The sequence below is a fragment of the Shimia sp. genome (assembly GCF_965227725.1).
Lineage (GTDB): Bacteria > Pseudomonadota > Alphaproteobacteria > Rhodobacterales > Rhodobacteraceae > Shimia.
Genome location: NZ_CBDDGH010000005.1, coordinates 1,391,249 through 1,410,319, shown reverse-complemented (window position 1 = coordinate 1,410,319; position 19,071 = coordinate 1,391,249). Strand labels below are relative to the sequence as shown.

The window sequence follows — 19,071 nt, the reverse complement described above, 5'->3', positions numbered from 1 at the left end:
GAGAGTTTACCCTAACCAGAGGCAGATTGAAGAGGCTGGACGTAGAAAAATGAGCGTTGCACAAGAAATTCACAATAAGTTGGTGAGCGCTTTTTCGCCTGCTGAACTTGAGGTCGTTAATGATAGTGCGCGCCATGCTGGCCATGCGGGTGCCCCTGATGGCGGGGAAAGCCATTTTAATGTGCGTATCCGCGCATCGGCCTTTGCAGGCAAGTCCCGTCTCGCGCGTCACCGCGCCATTCACGCGGCTTTGGGGGAGGCGCTGATCGGCCGTATTCACGCGCTGGCCTTGGACGTTGATACGCCCAAAGACTAGGCGTTTGGCTGCCGCTCACTCTTGTTTAAGGGACTGCACGCCAGCACGCACCACTTCGTCCTGATCCCGCTCGGCAGGCTCCTCCGCATCTGTTTCCGGTGCTTCGGATGGCAGGTCCGCCGCTGGTTCAGCGGGGGCTTCTGACTGCTCGGGAGAAGGCAGTGCGGCGGGCTCGGGTGTCTCCGTCTCATCGAGCGGTTCCGCGAGGGCGGGGCGGCGGTACACAAGGATCGTGCGATAGGTGGTTGTGGTGCTGGTCAACCCGCTGCGCTCTTCATGGGGCAGGGTTTCGGCGCGCACAAACTCCCATCCCTCAGCGGCAAGGTCATTCATGTGCAGCTCAAGCGCATTGGCAAACCGGCCCTCAGGCCCTTTGATGCCTTTGCCCTTTTGTCCACGGGTTGGGGAGGGGACCACCTTATATTCATACGTCATATGTGTATTCCAGCGCCTAAAATAACTTGATCAGATCCGTCTGCGGCCGCTAGCCGCGCATTTTCTTGGGCAAGAGGCGCAGCCGCTCCGGGTAGTCGGGCACCTCTGCATGTTCTTTGAAGAGCGCCCAGCTGGGGAATTTGTCCTGCGGGTCGCGTTTCTTGGACAGGGCCGTGCGCATGACCGACTGACCAAGCTCTTTGGCCAAGGCGTCAACACAGATCTGCACAAGCGGCCACTTCTTGTGGTAGTCATGCCCGGCGATCATGCCGCCGACTTTCACCTTGGCGAGCCAGTCAAACATGGTTTTGCCGCGCTCTTCGCCCGTATGGGCATAGCCATCAATATATACAAAATCGAAGAACTCATCAGGGAAAGCATCCAGCGCGTCTTCAAAGCTCATGCGCAGCAGCCAGTAAGGCTTGCCCATCCCGACGTTTTTGAGCGCGTCGATGTATTCCTTGGTGTCGTGATGATCTCCGTAAAGATCCACACCATAGAGTTCTTTGAAAAGGCCACTTTCCATCAAACGCTTGGAATACCAGCCGCCTGCAACGCCAAGTTCAATGCCGATCAGCCCGTCACGTTCCAGGAACTGCGGCAACTCTTTGCGCTCTTGCAGAATGTCGATCACGTCTACCATTTGAAGTCAGCTATTCACGTAATTTCACCAAGGGTCCAGCATGCAGGAGACCGTCTGCGGCCTTTGCGCCAAAACGTGGCGCGGCTGCATCGTCCTCATAGCGAGGCCCACTTAGTTCCGGTTTACTTTTTCGCCGCTTTTGCGGTTTTGCGGCGAATGCCCATCTGCCGGCCGACCCGCTCAGGGCGGCGCAATTTGCTATGGGCCTCGGCAAGCTTGGCAAAGTTGGCTCGTATGTCCTCAGGCATCGGCGTGACGTTTGGGCCGGACCGATCAATATGAAGCCCGAGACCTTCGCCTGTCGCCGCAAGCCAGCCGTCTTCGTGCCAAAGCTCCTGATAGAAGTGGAAGCTCTTCTCATCATGATCGAGCAGCTGGAATGTCGCTTGCACCCAGTCGCTGACATACAGCTCACGGATATAGCAAAGATGGAACTCTGCCGAGAAGGTCGTATTGCCCGTCGCGGTGCGATACTCCGCGTTCAATCCCAATTGGTCAAAAATCTGATCCACGCCGCGGTCAAACAGAACATTATAAAACGCCATGTTCAGGTGGCCGTTAAAGTCGAGCCATTGCGCCTCGACAACCATCGGGGTGGAGAAAAACGGGGCCTTAAAAGTCATGCTTGGGTTCCTCAAAACGTGACAGAACTTATGCGGCGCTGGGGGCGATGCATCAAGAGCAAGTCGCCTTTTACGGGCGGGCAAACTGACGGTTTTGATGCGAACGCAGGTTCTGTCAGGCGTAACTCTTCTGGAACAACGATCCGTGGATCACGCTACTGCCGAACACAATTCTGCGAGGAGTTTCAAATTGGTTAATTCGTGTCTTGATATAGGGCTGTGCCGCTCTATACCACCTCTCACTTATTGGAGCAGGTACATGACTTACTTAAGGTTTTTCTTTCCGTGGACGTCAGGAATGGCGCTCAAGATTGACGTATCTCTGCTCCGAAAGCAGATCCGCGCCACCTAGCGCGCGATCTCAGGCTATGAGCGCTTTCGCCTCAGCGGGTGTTTCAATGGACCCGCTGCAGGGAAGGCACTCCCGCACTTTCTCTCAGGCACAGCCACCCCAAATGGTGCGTTTTTACCCAGGAGGACTTCGCGCCAGCGACACATGTCTTCGATACGCTGGCGTGTAACGGTACTAAGATTAAAGAGGAAATCACCGAATGTTTGACCTTTCTTATGCGCGGTTTTGGTCCGCCGCTGCATTTTGTGCGATGGCAGGGGCGTCACAGCCCGCGCTGGCGCAAGACACCGCCATGAGCAGCGAGGCGGTCGCCTTGCAAGAGAGCTGTGAGGCGGGGGAAATGGAGAGCTGTTATGAGCTCGGCCATCTATTCTACAGCGGCGAGGGCGTCGAGTGGGACGAAACCAGGGCTGCGGAACTTTATGTTCAGGCCTGCGACGCAGGGTTTGAGCGCAGCTGTGCTGATGCGGGATACATGTTTCGACACGCGCGGGGTGTGGAGCTCGATTTGACACGTGCAGCGGGCTATGACGTGAGAGGCTGCGAAGCTGGAGAAGCCTGGGCCTGCACATCGGTTGGCCGCAGTTATGAGCTTGGCAACCGTGTCGATGAAGGCGATGTTGCGCAGGATATCGCGAAGGCGGCACATCTGTACAATCTGGCGTGTGAGGGCGGTCGGGCCGAAGGCTGCACATACCTCGGCATCTTGCAGTCAGAGGGGCGCGGCGTTGCGCAAGACTATGATCTGGCGATCAAGAACTTTGAAGCGGCTTGCTATGATGCAGGCAACTCCCTTGCTTGTTCCAAGCTTGGTTTTCTTGCCCTTGAGGGGGACGGGATGAAGCAAGACTTCATCCAAGCCACGATACTGCATTCCTATGGGTGTGACAGCGAACAATGGGCAAGCTGTCGTGCGCTGGGCGAGATTTATGAACATGGTTACACGGGAATTGAAAATAAACGTTTGGGATTGAGCAAGTATATCCAGGCCTGCGAAGGGCGCTATGGCTATGATGCCGACGGCTGCGCCTATGCGGGTATCTTGTATGATTTCGGCACAGGCGTTCCCGTGGATGATCAACGGGCGGTTCATTATTATGAACGCGGCTGTGAAGGTGGATCGGCCACTGGGTGCGCAAGTCTTGGTGGTTCCTATGCCAAAGGGGAAGGTATCGAGCAAGACCATGAGAAAGCTCTGCATTATTCGGTGATGGGCTGTGAGTTGGGCAATGAATATGGCTGTTTCAACAGTGGCCTCGCATACATGTTGGCAAACGGTGTCGAGGAAGATCCAGCGGTTGCGGCGGCTTATTTTGATCAAGCTTGCCAAGGCGGCCACGTTTCGGCCTGCAGCAATCTCGGTACCGCTTACCGGGACGGGGACGGTGTCGAGCAGGACTATCAGAGAGCGTATGAGCTCTATCAGTCCTCCTGTGAGAAAAATGATGGTCGCTCTTGCAGCAACTTAGGCTGGCTCTATCGGAACGCCCAAGGCGTCGAGCGGGACTATGAAAAGTCGCTGGAGATCTTTCTGGACGCTTGTGAGAAAGACTATGCCCATGGCTGCTATGTGGTGGGTTTCCAATATCTGAAAGGGGAAGGGGTCGACAGAGACAAAGAGGTCGCTGAGACCTACCTCAATCAGGGCTGTGAGATGGGCGAGGAATATGCCTGCGAACTGCTCGAAGACGAGTTTGGTGGTTTCAAATTGAAAAAGAAGAAACGCTAAACTGTCTGACAGACCTGTATGCGGCCCGCTGGTTTTTACCGGCGGGCCGTTTTCTTTGGTGGCACCTCCACGCGGACGTGTTGACGATGTTTCGGCGGCTATGCCTTCCCCAAAAGCGGGGCAGGTTCGGCGCGCAGGCGGTTGGTGCATTAACCTTTGAAATGCAAAAACGCGCCGGTTTTTACACCGACGCGTTAAAGTCGCGATACAGACGCAATACCGACGTTGCGGTTTAGCCGTTCAGTTTCTGCGCCACCAATTGGTTAACAGCCTTCGGGTTGGCTTTGCCGCCGGTGGCTTTCATCACCTGACCCACAAACCAGCCAGCCAGTTTCGGGTTTTGTTTGGCTTTCTCCACCTGAGCCGGGTTGGCTGCGATGATCTCATCCAGCGCCGCTTCGATTGCGCCGGTGTCGGTCACCTGCTTGAGGCCTTTTTCTTCAACGATCTTAGCAGGATCGTCTTTGGTCTCGATGTGGATCTCAAGCACGTCTTTGGCGATCTTGGTGCTGATTTCGTCAGAGGCGACCATGGCCAGAATGGCGGCGTTGGCTTCTGGCGCGACCAGCTCTTGCGGGCGAACCTCGGCCTTGTTGGCGCGGCCCAGCACTTCGTTGATCACCCAGTTTGCGGTCTTCTTGCCGTCACCTTTGCCCACGGAGGCTTCAAAGTAGTCGGCCAGATCAACCTCAGCCGTCAGCACGGAGGCATCATATTCGGTCACGCCGTAGTCTTTGATAAAGCGTGCTTTTTTCTGGTCAGGCAGCTCTGGAAGGGTCTTGGCGATATCGTCCACCCAGCCCTGTTCGATCTCCAGCGGCAGAAGGTCAGGATCGGGGAAGTAGCGATAATCATGCGCTTCTTCTTTGGAGCGCATGGAGCGGGTTTCGTTTTTGTCCGGATCATAGAGACGGGTCTCCTGATCAACAGATCCACCGGCCTCCACAATCGCAATCTGACGGCGCGCTTCATATTCGATCGCCGCCTGAATGAAGCGCATGGAGTTCATGTTCTTGATTTCGCAGCGGGTGCCGAGGTGCGAGAAGTCCTGTGTTTCCATGTACTTCTCATACTGGCCCGGACGGCAGATGGAGACGTTTACGTCTGCACGCAGGTTGCCGTTCTGCATGTTGCCATCACAAGTGCCGAGATAACGCAGGATCTGGCGCAGCTTGGTGACATAGGCGGCGGCCTCTTCGGGGCCACGAATGTCAGGGCGGCTCACGATTTCCATCAGCGCCACACCGGTGCGGTTCAGATCCACAAAGGACATGTTCGGATCCATGTCGTGCACGGATTTGCCGGCGTCCTGCTCAAGGTGGATACGCTCAACACGCACCAAGCGTGCAACGCCGGGGCCCATGTCCACAAGGATTTCGCCTTCGCCCACAATGGGTTCATAAAGCTGGGAAATCTGGTAGCCCTGCGGCAGATCGGGGTAGAAGTAGTTCTTGCGGTCAAAGGCGGATTTCAGGTGAATCTCGGCATTCAGGCCAAGACCTGTGCGCACCGCTTGCTCCACGCAATACTCGTTGATGACAGGCAGCATGCCCGGCATCGCGCTGTCCACGAAAGCCACATTGGCGTTGGGCTCTGCACCAAAGGTGGTGGAGGCACCGGAGAACAGTTTCGCATTGGAAGAAACCTGCGCGTGCACCTCCATACCAATGACCAGTTCCCAGTCATGTTTGGCACCCGCGATCACTTTGGGCTTGGGGGTCTCATATGTCAGGTCGAGCATCGCTCACGCTCCTTGAATATCTGGCTGGTCTGCGTTCTAGGCCAGCCAGAAGTGAGGAGCAAGGGGGCAGCCGCCTATGGGTTGGCTTGAGTGATGCCTTCGGGCGTGAAATGCACGGTTTGCCCTGCTTTCAGGCTGCTCATGAAAGGCATGGCCACGGCCTGAAGGGCCACGTCGCGTCCTTTTTCGGAGAGGCGCTCTTTGGAAATCACACGTGAGGTGTTTTCAAAGCCGATTTCCGCATGGCCCCAGATCAGCGGGTGAATTTCACGCAGGTGATCATGGACGACCATGTCAAAACCCTTGCGCAGAGCGGGCGGCAAGTCGCTGTTGAGTGCGCCGGTGTCATATTGCCCGCGGGCATATTGCCAGCTGCGATAGAGGTGTGCCGCCATGAGATTCGCCGCGTGTTGATCGCCACGGCGTTTCAAGGCGTCGGAGACCCCATCAAGGAAGTATTCAATTTCAATGACTTCCAACCCACTTGGGTCAACAAGCAGGGAGTCAAACCAAACCCAAGCATAAGCGCCCGCGCCCCATATGTCATAGGTTTGCGCTGCGATCCGGCGGGCTTGCAGGTCGAGCTGGTCAAAATCACCGTACCAGCGGGGCAACAGATAGTTCCCCAAGGCCCGCATGTGCCGTGGGTTCAACGGGTCGAGCGCGATCAGCGATTCATATTCGGTGCAAAGTGCCTTTGTCGGGTCTTCCAATCCGGGGAGCAACGCGCAGCGGGCCGCTGACAGCGCGGAGGAGTGGTGGATCTTGGGGCAGAAGCGATCCAGAATTTCCGTGGCCCGCGCAAAATGGGAGTGAAACGCCTCGCGATTGATTTCCCGCGTGTCGTCTTTTGCGATTGCACCACGCCACGCCCAGCCGATGTCGATGTGCATATGGGCCACAACCAAGGCAATTGGATAGCTGTCAGCGAAATCCTCCAGCAGATACTCCATGGCCTCGATGCCGTGAAAAAAATCCGCGTCTGAGGCGGGTTTGCCGTGCAGTAGGGCATGTTCTGCGGCACGCACCACATCGGCGCGCGCACCAAACAGCATCAGCTCTGACAAGGGGGCACCGGACGTGGTGGCCGCGCGGTTTTGATCATGTGTGCGGATCAGATCTTCGAGTTCTTCCCAGCGCTCTTGTCGGGCAAGGAACTGGCCCTGCGCGCGGGTGTCTTCGCTCTCCACTTGATCTGGCGTTTCGGCATTGACCGGAATCTGCAGGCGCGTGAGGAGGTCGCGATAGGTCTGCTGAGTGTCAGAAGAGCGACCGGCCGCCGGTGCGGCGCGGGCAGGGGCAAAGGCCTCATTTAGCTTGCGCAGCGCTGGAGCCGCAAATGCGGACGCAGGGCGAACGTTTTGAGGTGTTCGCTTGCGTGTCCGTTCTTTGAAAAAGAATTTCATTGTGGCTCCGTGATCTAACAGAGCCCACTATGATTTCGCTTTCAGGCTAAAAAAGGGCATCAACTTGAAATCATGCCGTCATGTCGGCGTCGATTTTCAAGCAAGGTTCGCGGCTAGATCAGCCGCAAGCGGTCATGTTCCACCGCAACGCCCAGAGTTTGTAGCGCCGCCTCCAGATCTGCTCTGGGTGGTAAAACATCCTGTGGTATCCGCACCTTAGCGCCATCCTGCATGACAAATGTCATGCGAAAAGCCACGTTCAGGCGGGTTGCGATCTGGATGGATTTGATCTGCCCCAGCTCTATTTCCGCCTCCTGAGTGGCGTTTTTCCAGCGCACCTCAGCCTCAGAGAGGGCAAAATTTGCGACCGGATTAAAGAGCACATCCACCAGAGTGGGGAGCGCAAAGAGCGACAAGAAGGCGACAATGGCCCAATGGGTGCCTGCCAGCAACATGCCGCCAAGCGCCATCACCGCCAAAATCAAGACGGTGATGCTGCGCGCGTTGCGGCCCTGCGCTCTGTGCGTGAGGATCGGCTCTGCTGTCATGCGTTCAGGATGCGGGTCACCATTTCGGTGGTGTCCCGGCTGAGACCGTCTTGACCTGCGATGCGCTCAAGTTCGGTGCGGATTTTGCCCTGGCGTGTTTCATCATAGCGCTTCCATGTCTGGAAAGCGCTGCACATGCGGGCGGTGGTTTGCGGGTTCACCGGATCAAGCTTGATCAGCCAGTCCGCCAGCAGGGTGTAGCCTGCGCCATTTTCAAAGTGGAAACCCGCGTGGTGCATGGCCAAGACGCCCATCACCGCGCGGAAGCGGTTCGGGTTTTTCCAATCAAAATCAGCGTGCTGGGTGAGCGCTTGGGCGGTTGATGCGACATTTTCAGGCTTGGCCTGCATGATCTGCATGGAGAACCATTTGTCGATCACAAGGCGATCGTTTTGCCATTGATCATAAAATGCGCTGAGCGCGTCCTCGCCTTTTCCAGCATCCAGCAGTGCGCCAAGCGCGGAAAGTTGTAGGGTCATATTGTCCGCTGCATCATATTGCTTGGCGGCTGTTTCGCCGCCGTCCAGACGTGTCAGCAGCGAGAGCGCAGCATTGGCAAGGCTGCGTTGACCGGCCGGGCCAGCATCCGGGCGATAGGGGCCTTCAACCTGATTGGCCTCATAAAGCGCGGGCAGCAGCTCTGCGAAACTCTGTGCTTTGGCTTCGCGCAGGGCTTCGCTGGCGGCGTGGATGGCCGCAGGATCGGGTGTTTCGCCCATCTTGTGCAGGGTTGCGGCGAGTTCGGATTGGGACGGCTGGCCCAGCATCAACGCGCGATAGGCCGGATCAAGGCTGTCATCACGCAGAAGCGCTTTGAGGCCATCAAGGTAGGCCGCGCTGGGCGCGTCGCCCTGCAGGATCGCCTTCAGCAGGCTGTCACGCGCCAAATCGCGACCCGCTTCCCAGCGGTTGAAGGCGTCTGTGTCATGGGCCAGCAGGAACGCGCGGCGGTCATTGTCGATGTCATGCGTCAGCGTGACCGGCGCCGAAAACCCGCGCAGGATCGAGGGGATAGGGCGGGTGGCGTGGCCGGGGAAGGTGAAGCTTTGCTCTGTTTCCGTCAGCTCTAGCACCTGCGTGGGCAGCACTTCGTCGCCGTTGTCGTTCAGAAGGCCAACTGCCACCGGGATGACCTGTGGTGCCTTTTGATCCTGCCCGGGTGTGGGCGCGCTTTTCTGGCTGAGGTGCAGTGTGAAGGTGTCGCCCTCATAGTCTTCGCGCACGGTCACTTCTGGTGTCCCGGATTGGGAGTACCACAGTTTGAATTGGCTCAGATCACGGCCTGTGCTGTCTTCAAACACCTGGATCCAGTCCTCAATGGTGCAGGCCTGACCATCGTGGCGGTCGAAATAGAGATCCAGCGCCTTGGCGTAGGCTTCATCCCCAACCAGTGTTTTGAGCATGCCGATGACTTCGGCGCCTTTTTCATACACGGTCGCGGTGTAGAAGTTGTTGATTTCCTGAAAGCTTTCTGGACGCACCGGATGGGACAGAGGCCCTTGATCCTCGGGGAACTGGCGCGCGCGCAGGGCGATGACGTCGTCGATCCGTTTGACTGGCTCAGAGCGCATGTCCGCGGTGAACTGGGCGTCGCGGTACACGGTGAGACCTTCTTTGAGGCAGAGTTGGAACCAGTCGCGGCAGGTGATGCGGTTGCCTGTCCAGTTGTGGAAATACTCATGGGCGATGATCGCTTCGATGCGCTCAAAATTGCCATCGGTTGCGGTTTCCGGGGAGGCCAGCACGCAGGAACTGTTGAAGATATTCAGCCCCTTATTCTCCATCGCGCCCATGTTGAAATCATCCACCGCGACGATGTTGAACTCATCAAGATCATATTCGCGGCCATAGACCTCTTCGTCCCAGGTCATGGATTTTTTGAGTGCTTCCATACCGAAGGCACATTTGTGCTCGTCACCCGGACGCACCCAGATGGCCAGCTTGACCGGTTTGCCGGACATGGTGGTGAAGCTGTCTTCATGCGCGATGAGATCGCCGGCGACCAAGGCAAAGAGATAGGCGGGTTTGGGCCAAGGGTCTGTCCAATTTGCAAAACCTGCGCCGCTTTCTGCCCCATTGCCGTTGGACAGCATGACCGGTGTGTTGTCGCCGTCTGCCTCGATCCGCACATCAAAGGTGGACATCACATCGGGGCGGTCGGGGTAGTAGGTGATCTTGCGGAAACCCTCGGCCTCACATTGGGTGCAGTACATGCCGTTTGACATGTAAAGCCCCTCAAGGGCGGTGTTGGCCTGTGGGTTGATCTCGACCTCGGCTTCCCAAGTGAAAGGCGCATTTGGCACGTCTGCCTCAATGCCCCCCTCGACAGTGCGTGGCGTAATCTCAGTGCCGTCAACTTTGGCCGAGATCAGCTTAAGTTGTTCACCATGTAGGAAAAAACGGCTGTCTGTTGCATCCGGATTTGGACGGAACCGGATTTTGGAAAGAACACGTGTCGCCGTTGGGTGCAGGCGGAACGTGAGCGCGACGCTGTCCACGATAAAGCCAAAAGGCGTGTAGTCTTTCAGGTAGATCGTTTGCGGCGCGGCGTCTTTCATGGGGCTCTCCATCCATTGAGTAGCTCTTGGTGTAATCCATCCGTAGCTGCCTGCAAGGGCAGAGTGTATTGGATTTGAGCGCGGAGGCGGGTCGACTGTTTGGCTTTGCCTGAAAATATCTTTGGTAAAAAAAGATAACCAATTTTGTTGCCTATCGGAAACCCATGCACTAATTGGGGGTCATCACAAGCCAAACGGAGAGCCGCGATGACCGATCGGGTGGAGAAACACGGGCTGCAAATTGCGCAGGAACTCTATGATTTCATTGTAAATCAAGCGTTGCCGGGGACGGATGTTGCGGAGGATACCTTTTGGGGAGGGCTGAGTGCGCTTGCGCATGATTTTGGTCCTGAGAACCGCGCGTTGCTTCAAAAACGCGAAGAAATCCAACAGAAATTGGATGACTGGCATCTGGCTCACAAAGGCCAAGCGCATGATGCCGAAGCCTATAAAGCGTTTCTGACCGAGATCGGCTATCTGGTGCCGGAAGGCGCGGATTTCGCGGTTGAGACAGGCAATGTCGATCCTGAGATCGCGGCGATTCCCGGCCCGCAGCTGGTGGTGCCGATCACCAATGCACGCTTTGCACTGAACGCAGCAAACGCGCGTTGGGGCAGTCTTTATGATGCGCTTTATGGCACCGATGCGATGGGCGATCTGCCTGCCGGTGGCGGCTATGATGTGGAACGCGGTGCGCGTGTGATCGCTTGGGGCCGTGACTTCCTGGACCGCTCCGTGCCTCTGGCCGAAGGCTCCTGGAGCGATGTCTCCGCACTGAGCGTTGTCGAAGGTGCTCTGCAGCCTGCGCTGAAAGATGCTGGCGCATTTGCCGGTCACGTTGGCGATGCCTCAGCACCGTCGCGTATCCTGCTGAAAAACAACGGCCTTCACGTCATCGTCGAGATCGATCCGACCGGCAATATTGGCGCAACCGACGCGGCCAACATCAACGACATCACGCTGGAAAGCGCGCTTTCCACCATCATGGACTGCGAAGATTCCGTGGCCTGTGTGGATGCGGAAGACAAGGTTGTCGCCTATGGCAACTGGCTTGGCCTGATGAAACGTGACCTCGCAGAAGAGGTTGCCAAAGGCGGCAAAACCTTCACACGTGTGCTGAATGGTGACGTGACCTTTACCGCAGCGAACGGTGCGGAAAGCGTTCTGAAAGGTCGCTCGCTGATGCTGGTGCGCAACGTTGGCCACCTCATGACCAACCCTGCCATTCTGGATCGCGACGGCAACGAGATTGGCGAAGGCCTGATGGACGCTTTGGTCACTGTGCTGATCGCGATGCACGACCTGAAGCAAGAGGGCGGCAACTCGGTGCATGGCTCGGTCTACATCGTGAAGCCAAAGATGCACGGCCCCGAAGAGGTTGCCTTCTCTGACCGTATTTTTGCGAAGGTCGAAGATGTGCTTGGTCTGCCGCGTCACACGGTGAAAATGGGGATCATGGATGAGGAACGCCGCACCTCGGCCAACCTCAAAGAATGTATCCGCGCGGCAAAGTCCCGTGTGGCCTTCATCAACACCGGCTTCCTTGACCGGACCGGCGACGAGATCCACAGCTCGATGGAAGCAGGCGCTTTCCTGCGCAAAGGCGAGATGAAGACCACCCCTTGGATCCTGTCTTATGAGGATCGCAACGTGGACATCGGTCTGGCCTGCGGTCTGCAGGGCAAGGCGCAAATTGGTAAAGGCATGTGGGCCATGCCGGATCTGATGGGCGCGATGCTGGAGCAGAAGATCGGCCATCCGAAATCCGGCGCGAACTGCGCCTGGGTGCCATCGCCAACCGCAGCCACGCTGCACGCCACGCACTACCACGAAGTTGATGTGCTGGCGCGTCAGGACGAGCTGAAAGCTGGTGGCGCACGTGGCACGCTGGATGATCTGCTGACCATTCCTGTGATGGACGGGCAAAACCTCTCCGAAGAAGAGATCGCGGCGGAAGTCGAAAACAACGCACAGGGCATCCTGGGCTACGTTGTGCGCTGGGTTGATCAGGGCATCGGCTGCTCCAAGGTTCCGGACATCAACAATGTTGGCCTGATGGAAGACCGTGCAACCTGCCGTATCTCCAGCCAGGGTCTGGCAAACTGGCTGCACCAGGGCATCGTGTCTCAGGAGCAGGTGATGGAAGCCATGCAGAAGATGGCGGCCGTTGTGGACGCGCAGAACGCCAATGATCCGCTCTATGTGGCGATGGCGCCGGGCTTTGACGGCGTGGCATTCCAGGCGGCATGTGATCTGGTCTTCAAAGGACGTGTGCAGCCATCGGGTTACACCGAGCCAGTGCTGCATGCGCGGCGCCTGGAACTTAAGGCACAAGCATAAAATTCAAGGTCAGGGCCATGCCCTGACCTTTCTTTATGGGAAGGAAACACCATGACAATCTCTCTGCGCCGCGCGCGTACAATCATCCGTAAGGCCTTGGAAAAAGGCCGTGAAATGGAACTCAAGCCACTGTCCGTTGTGGTTCTGGACGCTGGCGGCCACGTGCAGGCGTTTGAACGCGAAGACGGCGCAGCGCCCGGACGCTTTGCCATCGCACACGGCAAAGCATACGGCGCCGTGATGTTGGGCATGGCGGGCACCGCACAGATGGCGCGTGCCGAGCAGCAGGCCTATTTCATGGCGGCAGTAAACGGCGTTTATGGCGGTCAGGTTGTGCCTGTGCCGGGTGGCGTTCTGCTGCGCGACAAAAAAGGCGCTGTGATCGGTGCTGTGGGCGTGACCGGCGACACGTCTGATAATGATGCAATTGCTGCAATGGCAGGCATCGATGCGGTTGGATTGACCGGCGAAATCTGATCGGGGCTTTCTCTTGAGCTGCGCAGCGCCTATGTTGAGCTGCGCAGCAAGACAAAGAGGCCTACATGACGCGTCCTGTCGTCGGGATTATCGGAAACCACCACCTTATCAATGACGAGTATCCGGCACATGCTGGCGGATCCATGAATTCCGAAGCAGTTTCAATGGTTTCGGGCTGCATGCCACTGCTTATCCCAGCGGACCCGCGCTACCTCTCAGTGGAGGAGTTGCTGGCCACATGTGATGGGTTTCTGCTGACCGGTGGCAGACCCAATGTTCATCCAGAAGAATATGGCGAAGCGGCCACGGAGGCGCATGGTGCGTTTGACCGGGCGCGGGATTCGATTGTGCTGCCCTTGGTGCGGGCCTGTGTGGAAAGCGGACAACCATTTTTTGGAATTTGCCGGGGATTTCAAGAGGTTAATGTTGCCATGGGTGGCAGTCTTTACCCCGAAATCCGCGATCTTCCCGGGCGGGACAATCACCGGATGCCTCCGGATGGGACGCTGGAAGAGAAGTTTGCCCTGCGCCATATCGTGACCTTCAGCGAGGATGGGCCGTTTCATAAGCTGATGGGCGCGCGGGAAGTGATGACCAATACGCTGCATGGTCAAGGCATCAAACGCGCCGGAAACCGTGTGATCATAGATGGTTACGCCCCTGATGGCACACCGGAGGCGATCTATATCGATGGCGCGCCGGGGTTCACCATGTCCGTGCAATGGCATCCGGAGTGGGAGGCGGGCGTTGACCCTGTGAGCCGCCCGTTGTTTGAGGCCTTTGGCGAGGCCGTCCGTGCTTGGGCTGCTAAGAAAGAAGCGCGGCCGGTTCTGAAATCCGCCTGATTTTGCGCAAAGGTTAACGCTGGATTCCGCCTGTTTTGAACGTCGGTATCGCGTCTGTATCGCGGTGGTATTGCGTAGGTGCGAATTTGGGGGCTTAAAAACCTTAATGCGCCGACACCGAGACGTCATTTCGACCGGCTGGTGGCGCAGCTGCGGCCCGCCATTAATACAATTTTCAGAAATTTAGAGCGCTGAACTTAGCGCCGTTTCAAGAATTTAATGCCTAGTGTTGGTCTGACTTTAAAAGACCAGCAAGGACCGGGCCATGCTTGAACAACGCGCGCCACTCATGGCCGAAAGATCAGTAAATACAGATGTGATCCGGCGCGAGCAGATGCTGGAGATCCTCAACAAGATGGAGCAGGGAATCGTTGTCTGGGACAGCGACGAAAACTGCTTGATGTTTAATGAGAGGATCTTTGTGGTTCTGGAGCTGAACCCGACGGATCTGCATATCGGGATGAAACGCGAGGCTTTTCTGGAGACAGCGGTCAGGTTGCAGGTCATTACGGCGGAGAGCAAAGAAGAGGCGCAGGCAAAGTTTAAGTCCGGCCAGCCCTTCAGCTTTGATCGCAGCCTGCCGTCGGGCAAGGTCATTTCCTCCTTTGCGCGGCCGATTTCGGGGGGCGGATATGTGGTGACATTCACGGATGTGACCCAGTTTCGCAAAGACGCTGCCGATCTGGTTGAGGCCAAGAAGACGGCAGAGAGAGCGGAGACCAAGGCGCTGAAGATGCTTGCCAAGGAGCAGGCCTGGCGCGAGGAGGCCAAGCTTCTTGGGGATCTGGATGAGTGGTTGCAGAGCTGCAAATCTCTTTCAGAGCTGTTTGAGGTGGTCACCCAGTTTATGACCAAGCTGCTGCCGGACACGGCTGGGGAGCTTTATCTTTATTCCAACTCGCGGGACGTTCTGGACGGAGCCTGTGTGTGGGGCGGTGGCGAGGTGCATGAGCATATTGCGCCAGACAGTTGTTGGGCCCTGCGTCGCGGGCGGGGCTATCGCTATGACGCGTCGGGTCTTGGGCTGCAGTGCAGCCATGTGAGTGATCATCCCAGAGACAGCAAAGTCGACAACTCCCTTTGTGTGCCGATTGTGGCCCATGGTGACACCGTGGGGCTGATGCATGTGGTCTATCCCAAAGGGGCGTCAGAGGTTGAGGTCAAGCAGGGCTATGAATTTGCCCTGCAGTGTGGGGAGCACATCAGCCTTGCGATTGCCAACGTGAAACTGCGAGATGAGCTGCATGACCAGAGCACGCGGGATTCGCTGACCCGGCTGTACAACCGCCGCTATTTCCTTGAGGCGATGCGCACCGAAGCCAGCATGGCGGCGCGCAAGCGCACGGATTTCTCGCTGTTGTCTTTTGATGCGGATAAATTCAAATCCTTCAACGACAACCACGGCCATGATGCCGGTGATATGGTGCTGCGCGCCATTGCCGACAAAATGCATGAGATGTTCTCGGAAGGGGCGACGCCGTGTCGTTTTGGCGGCGAGGAGTTTTCGGTGCTGCTGCCCAATGTGGCGGCCGAAGAGGCCTACGGAGTGGCAGATGAATTGCGCCGCGCTGTCGAGGAAACAACGGTGCGCTACGGGGCAGGGGAGCTGCCGCCGGTGACGATTTCGATTGGGGTTGCCAGCTTTAGCAACCATGGGCCGCTGTTGCAGGACATCATCAACGCCGCAGATCGCGCGCTCTATCAGGCCAAGAAAGACGGGCGCAATTGCGTGCGCTGCGCCAGCGCGCTTGAAGCGGGCTGACCCGCACGGAACTTTATTGAGGAGGGCGGGCCCAGCGGTGGGCGCGCCCTTTGTTTATCAGACTTCGCCGCCGGAGACCTGAATCATCTGACCACGGATCGAATCCGCGAAATCGGAGCAGAGGTAGAGCGCGGAGTGGGCGACCTCTTCCGGGGTGATCAGGCGGCCATGGGGATTGACGCCGACCATCATGTGACGGGCCTCTTCCTCGGTGCAGCCGGTGCGCGCCATGATGCTTTCGATGTTCTGGTCGATGATGGCGGTTTCCACATAGGCCGGGCAGATCGAATTGAAGGTGATCGGCTTGGTTGCATAGTCCGCAGCCAAGGATTTGATCATCCCGTTCACCGCATGTTTGGTGGTGGAATAAGCTGGCGCGCCCTTCAGGCCACGCAGACCCGCGATGGAGGAAATCACCATGACCCGGCCCCAGTCGGTCTGGGTCATGGATTTGAGGCTCTCGCGTATGGTGAGAAAGACGCCATCAATGTTGATGGACATCATCTTGCGCCAAAATTCCATATCGGTTTTGTGCAGCGCGCGGCCCTCGGCGATGCCTGCGTTGGCCACACAGATCTGGATCGGCCCGCGTGCGGCCACGGCGGCGGCAACCCCTTCGACCACAGAGGATTCTTCTGCGACATCCATGGCAAGCGGGTGCAGGCCCTCGGTGGCGGCCTCCTCAAGCACATTGAGACGACGCCCGGTGATGGTGACCTGCGCGCCCTCAGCCGCGAGTGCTTTGGCGATGGCGAGCCCGATGCCGGTGCCGCCGCCGGTGACCAATGCGTGTTTTCCTTGCAGTGACATTGTGATGCCTCCCTCATACGATTTGCCAAGGAGACTAGCGGGCTGAGGAGGGCAGACAAGCGTGCCGCCCGCAAACGCCGCGCCGTCATTTGGTGCAGAGCGCCGGAACGGCAGCGCGATTCTGCAGAAATTTGTGCGGTTTACGTTTCACTTCGTTGAAAACAGCAGACATTCTGTCCTTTTTGGGGCTTGTGGCATTTTGTTTCGTTGCGCCGACGCCAGACATCGCTAAACCGAAGTGGACGCTTTTGCGTCGGATCCAGACGCACGAAGCGTCGCAAGCCAGTATGAGGAGCCTGTGCATGACAACGACCGCAAGACGGCTGTTTTTTGACCTGCCGCCGGTCTGGCTTGTGTTGGCCCTGCTGATTGCTTGGATTCAGGCGCGACATTTCTCTTTCGGATTGAGCTTTGGCCCGGTGTGGGCAGACCTGCTTGGCGGGCTGCTGGTGGGCGGCGGTGGCGTGCTGATTGTGTTGGCGCTTGCGGAGATGCGCCGCCATCAGACCACGGTGCACCCGCATCACACGCCGGCCCATCTGGTGCAGAGCGGGATTTTCAAACGCTCGCGCAATCCGATTTATCTGGCGGACATGTGCATTCTGACGGGGTTTATCCTGTATTGGGATGCGGTGTTGTCTTTGCCGCTGGTGCCGCTGTTCCTTTGGATGCTGGAGCGGCGCTTTGTGATCCCGGAAGAAAACGGGCTGCGCCGTCAATTCCGCATGGATTTCGCGAAATACTGCGAAAAAACGCGTCGGTGGCTGTGATGCCGTTGCGTCGCAGCAAGATCAGACGCCCCTGTTTGCTTGTGCAGCATAAAAGGTGGCGTTAAAACTTTATGCAAGTGCAGCATGTTCTGCGTGAAACATTATTGCTCTGACTCTTAAGGGGGATAAGAAAGGTGAAAATAGGTACACCAAAAGAGGTGTTTGAGGGCGAAAACCGGGTCGCGATGACTCCGGACTCGGCCAAGCAGCTCCAGAAACTGGGCTACGACTGTGCCATCGAAAGTGGTGCAGGCGCAGGTGCAGGGTTTTCCGATGCGGCCTATGAGGCGGCGGGTGTCGAGGTTATCAAAACCGCGGCAGGCCTTTGGAAAGAGGTCGATATTGTTGCCAAGGTGCGTCAGCCCGATGCGACCGAACTCAAGCGTCTGACCAGCGACAAAACGCTGATCTCCTTCTTCAACCCTGCGGGCAATGAAGAGGGCATGGAAGCAGCCAAAGCCAAGGGCGCCAATGTGATCGCCATGGAAATGGTGCCACGTATCAGCCGCGCCCAGAAGATGGACGCGCTGTCCTCCATGGCCAATATCGCGGGTTACCGCGCGGTGATCGAGGCGGGCAACAACTTTGGCCGATTCTTCACCGGTCAGGTGACCGCTGCAGGTAAAGTGCCACCAGCCAAAGTGCTGGTTGTGGGCGCCGGTGTGGCCGGTCTGGCCGCGATTGGTACCTCCACCAGCCTCGGCGCGATCACCTATGCGTTTGACGTGCGCCCCGAAGTGGCGGAGCAGGTTGAGAGCATGGGCGCCGAGTTTGTCTATCTCGACTTTGAGGAAGAGCAGGCGGATGGCGCGGCCACCGGCGGCTATGCCTCTGTGCAGTCTGATGAATTCCGCGAAGCGCAGCTGGCGAAGTTCCGCGAGCTGGCCCCGGAAGTGGACATCGTGATCACCACCGCGCTGATCCCGAACCGCGCAGCACCGATCCTTTGGACCAAGGATATGGTTGAGGCGATGAAGCCGGGGTCCGTGATTGTTGACCTCGCAGCAGAGCGCGGCGGCAACGTGGAAGGCACCGTGGCGGATGAGAAGGTTGTGACCGACAATGGCGTGACCATTGTGGGCTACACCGACTTCCCAAGCCGGATGGCGGCACAGTCCTCCAGCCTTTATGCGACCAACATCCGTCACATGATGGCCGATCTGACCCCTGAGAAGGACGGCCAGGTCAACCACAACATGGAAGACGATGTGATCCGTGGTGCGACCGTGACCTTTGAAGGTGAGATCACCTTCCCACCGCCCCCTCCGAAGGTGCAGGCGATTGCGGCCAAGCCCAAAGAGGTGGTGCCGGAGCTGACCCCGGAAGAGAAGCGCGCGGCAGAAGTGGCGGCGTTCAAAGCGCAGACCAAACAGCAGGTGACCCTGCTGGGTGTGGGTGGCGCGCTGATGCTGCTCGTTGGTCTGGTGGCCCCGGCAAGCTTCATGCAGCACTTCATCGTGTTTGTTCTGGCGTGTTTCGTGGGCTTCCAGGTGATCTGGGGCGTGGCGCACAGCCTGCACACCCCGCTGATGGCGGTCACAAACGCGATTTCGTCGATCATCATTCTGGGTGCTTTGATGCAGATCGGATCGGGGAGCTTCCTCGTGATCCTGCTCGCGGCGCTCTCTGTTTTCATGGCCGGGATCAATATCTTCGGCGGTTTCCTCGTGACACGGCGCATGCTCGCCATGTTCCAGAAATCCTAAGGAGTAGAGA

The 19,071-nt window shown here is 57.6% G+C and carries 16 protein-coding genes; 8 read left to right on the top strand and 8 right to left on the bottom strand.

Annotated elements, in window-relative coordinates:
- Positions 1-49: 49 nt before the first annotated feature.
- Positions 50-316 (top strand): BolA family protein, encoded by a 267-nt coding sequence (locus ACO07T_RS17195; RefSeq protein WP_209063653.1) that lies wholly within the window; start codon positions 50-52, stop codon positions 314-316.
- Positions 317-331: 15 nt separating this feature from the next.
- Here the strand turns inward: ACO07T_RS17195 and ACO07T_RS17190 are convergent, their stop codons facing one another.
- The 3 genes from ACO07T_RS17190 to ACO07T_RS17180 form a co-directional block, all read right to left on the bottom strand.
- Positions 332-751 carry a DUF4177 domain-containing protein gene (locus tag ACO07T_RS17190; protein ID WP_422050383.1) on the bottom strand — a complete coding sequence of 140 codons (420 nt, stop codon included), beginning with the start codon at positions 749-751 and terminating at the stop codon, positions 332-334.
- A gap of 49 nt (positions 752-800) precedes the next feature.
- On the bottom strand, positions 801-1,394 hold the full coding sequence (locus ACO07T_RS17185) for a class I SAM-dependent methyltransferase (RefSeq protein ID WP_209079350.1): 594 nt from the start codon (positions 1,392-1,394) through the stop codon (positions 801-803).
- A 122-nt stretch (positions 1,395-1,516) separates the two neighbouring features.
- Positions 1,517-2,017, bottom strand: a complete 501-nt coding sequence (locus ACO07T_RS17180) for a thioesterase family protein (protein WP_422050382.1) — start codon at positions 2,015-2,017, stop codon at positions 1,517-1,519.
- A 551-nt stretch (positions 2,018-2,568) separates the two neighbouring features.
- On the opposite strand from ACO07T_RS17180, the gene ACO07T_RS17175 reads away from it, so the two are divergent.
- Complete coding sequence (locus ACO07T_RS17175; protein WP_422050381.1) at positions 2,569-4,098, top strand: tetratricopeptide repeat protein; 1,530 nt, start codon at positions 2,569-2,571, stop codon at positions 4,096-4,098.
- A 232-nt stretch (positions 4,099-4,330) separates the two neighbouring features.
- Here ACO07T_RS17175 and gatB read toward each other — a convergent pair whose 3' ends face one another.
- The 4 genes from gatB to pepN all read right to left on the bottom strand — a co-directional run bounded on the left by gatB (position 4,331) and on the right by pepN (position 10,351).
- The gene (gene gatB / locus ACO07T_RS17170; protein ID WP_271308904.1) at positions 4,331-5,839 is read right to left on the bottom strand and encodes an Asp-tRNA(Asn)/Glu-tRNA(Gln) amidotransferase subunit GatB; all 1,509 of its coding nucleotides are present in this window, start codon (positions 5,837-5,839) and stop codon (positions 4,331-4,333) included.
- A 74-nt stretch (positions 5,840-5,913) separates the two neighbouring features.
- A complete protein-coding gene (locus ACO07T_RS17165) occupies positions 5,914-7,245 on the bottom strand; it encodes a hypothetical protein (RefSeq protein ID WP_422050380.1) in 1,332 nt (443 codons plus the stop codon).
- A 113-nt stretch (positions 7,246-7,358) separates the two neighbouring features.
- Positions 7,359-7,793: a hypothetical protein gene (locus ACO07T_RS17160; protein ID WP_422050379.1), complete on the bottom strand. Its 435-nt coding sequence runs from the start codon at positions 7,791-7,793 to the stop codon at positions 7,359-7,361.
- On the bottom strand, positions 7,790-10,351 hold the full coding sequence (gene pepN, locus ACO07T_RS17155; protein ID WP_422050378.1) for an aminopeptidase N: 2,562 nt from the start codon (positions 10,349-10,351) through the stop codon (positions 7,790-7,792). The genes ACO07T_RS17160 and pepN overlap by 4 nt, the downstream gene beginning before the upstream one ends.
- A 207-nt stretch (positions 10,352-10,558) precedes the next feature.
- Here pepN and ACO07T_RS17150 point away from each other — a divergent pair, with 207 nt between their 5' ends.
- The 4 genes from ACO07T_RS17150 to ACO07T_RS17135 all read left to right on the top strand — a co-directional run bounded on the left by ACO07T_RS17150 (position 10,559) and on the right by ACO07T_RS17135 (position 15,775).
- Positions 10,559-12,691, top strand: coding sequence for a malate synthase G (locus ACO07T_RS17150; RefSeq protein ID WP_422050377.1), 2,133 nt, complete (start codon positions 10,559-10,561; stop codon positions 12,689-12,691).
- Between the two features lie 51 nt (positions 12,692-12,742).
- On the top strand, positions 12,743-13,168 hold the full coding sequence (locus ACO07T_RS17145) for a GlcG/HbpS family heme-binding protein (protein WP_209063632.1): 426 nt from the start codon (positions 12,743-12,745) through the stop codon (positions 13,166-13,168).
- A gap of 65 nt (positions 13,169-13,233) precedes the next feature.
- Complete coding sequence (locus ACO07T_RS17140; protein WP_209063630.1) at positions 13,234-14,013, top strand: gamma-glutamyl-gamma-aminobutyrate hydrolase family protein; 780 nt, start codon at positions 13,234-13,236, stop codon at positions 14,011-14,013.
- Between the two features lie 265 nt (positions 14,014-14,278).
- Complete coding sequence (locus tag ACO07T_RS17135) at positions 14,279-15,775, top strand: diguanylate cyclase (protein WP_422050376.1); 1,497 nt, start codon at positions 14,279-14,281, stop codon at positions 15,773-15,775.
- Between the two features lie 57 nt (positions 15,776-15,832).
- Here the strand turns inward: ACO07T_RS17135 and ACO07T_RS17130 are convergent, their stop codons facing one another.
- On the bottom strand, positions 15,833-16,585 hold the full coding sequence (locus ACO07T_RS17130; protein WP_422050375.1) for an SDR family NAD(P)-dependent oxidoreductase: 753 nt from the start codon (positions 16,583-16,585) through the stop codon (positions 15,833-15,835).
- 302 nt (positions 16,586-16,887) lie between these two features.
- Between ACO07T_RS17130 and ACO07T_RS17125 the strand changes: the two genes are divergently transcribed.
- Both ACO07T_RS17125 and ACO07T_RS17120 read left to right on the top strand, forming a co-directional pair.
- Positions 16,888-17,355, top strand: coding sequence for a methyltransferase family protein (locus ACO07T_RS17125; protein ID WP_422050374.1), 468 nt, complete (start codon positions 16,888-16,890; stop codon positions 17,353-17,355).
- Positions 17,356-17,489: 134 nt separating this feature from the next.
- The gene (locus tag ACO07T_RS17120) at positions 17,490-19,061 is read left to right on the top strand and encodes a Re/Si-specific NAD(P)(+) transhydrogenase subunit alpha (RefSeq protein WP_209063621.1); all 1,572 of its coding nucleotides are present in this window, start codon (positions 17,490-17,492) and stop codon (positions 19,059-19,061) included.
- The last annotated feature ends 10 nt before the right edge of the window (positions 19,062-19,071 follow it).

Excerpts from the sequence above, each read along its gene's own strand:
- ACO07T_RS17190 (WP_422050383.1), bottom strand. The coding sequence starts at position 751 with ATGACGTATGAATATAAGGTGGTCCCCTCCCCAACCCGTGGACAAAAG.
- ACO07T_RS17135 (WP_422050376.1), top strand. The coding sequence starts at position 14,279 with ATGCTTGAACAACGCGCGCCACTCATGGCCGAAAGATCAGTAAATACA.
- ACO07T_RS17165 (WP_422050380.1), bottom strand. The coding sequence starts at position 7,245 with ATGAAATTCTTTTTCAAAGAACGGACACGCAAGCGAACACCTCAAAAC.
- ACO07T_RS17180 (WP_422050382.1), bottom strand. The coding sequence starts at position 2,017 with ATGACTTTTAAGGCCCCGTTTTTCTCCACCCCGATGGTTGTCGAGGCG.
- ACO07T_RS17175 (WP_422050381.1), top strand. The coding sequence starts at position 2,569 with ATGTTTGACCTTTCTTATGCGCGGTTTTGGTCCGCCGCTGCATTTTGT.
- gatB (WP_271308904.1), bottom strand. The coding sequence starts at position 5,839 with ATGCTCGACCTGACATATGAGACCCCCAAGCCCAAAGTGATCGCGGGT.
- ACO07T_RS17125 (WP_422050374.1), top strand. The coding sequence starts at position 16,888 with ATGACAACGACCGCAAGACGGCTGTTTTTTGACCTGCCGCCGGTCTGG.
- ACO07T_RS17185 (WP_209079350.1), bottom strand. The coding sequence starts at position 1,394 with ATGGTAGACGTGATCGACATTCTGCAAGAGCGCAAAGAGTTGCCGCAG.
- ACO07T_RS17160 (WP_422050379.1), bottom strand. The coding sequence starts at position 7,793 with ATGACAGCAGAGCCGATCCTCACGCACAGAGCGCAGGGCCGCAACGCG.
- ACO07T_RS17130 (WP_422050375.1), bottom strand. The coding sequence starts at position 16,585 with ATGTCACTGCAAGGAAAACACGCATTGGTCACCGGCGGCGGCACCGGC.
- ACO07T_RS17195 (WP_209063653.1), top strand. The coding sequence starts at position 50 with ATGAGCGTTGCACAAGAAATTCACAATAAGTTGGTGAGCGCTTTTTCG.
- pepN (WP_422050378.1), bottom strand. The coding sequence starts at position 10,351 with ATGAAAGACGCCGCGCCGCAAACGATCTACCTGAAAGACTACACGCCT.
- ACO07T_RS17140 (WP_209063630.1), top strand. The coding sequence starts at position 13,234 with ATGACGCGTCCTGTCGTCGGGATTATCGGAAACCACCACCTTATCAAT.
- ACO07T_RS17145 (WP_209063632.1), top strand. The coding sequence starts at position 12,743 with ATGACAATCTCTCTGCGCCGCGCGCGTACAATCATCCGTAAGGCCTTG.
- ACO07T_RS17150 (WP_422050377.1), top strand. The coding sequence starts at position 10,559 with ATGACCGATCGGGTGGAGAAACACGGGCTGCAAATTGCGCAGGAACTC.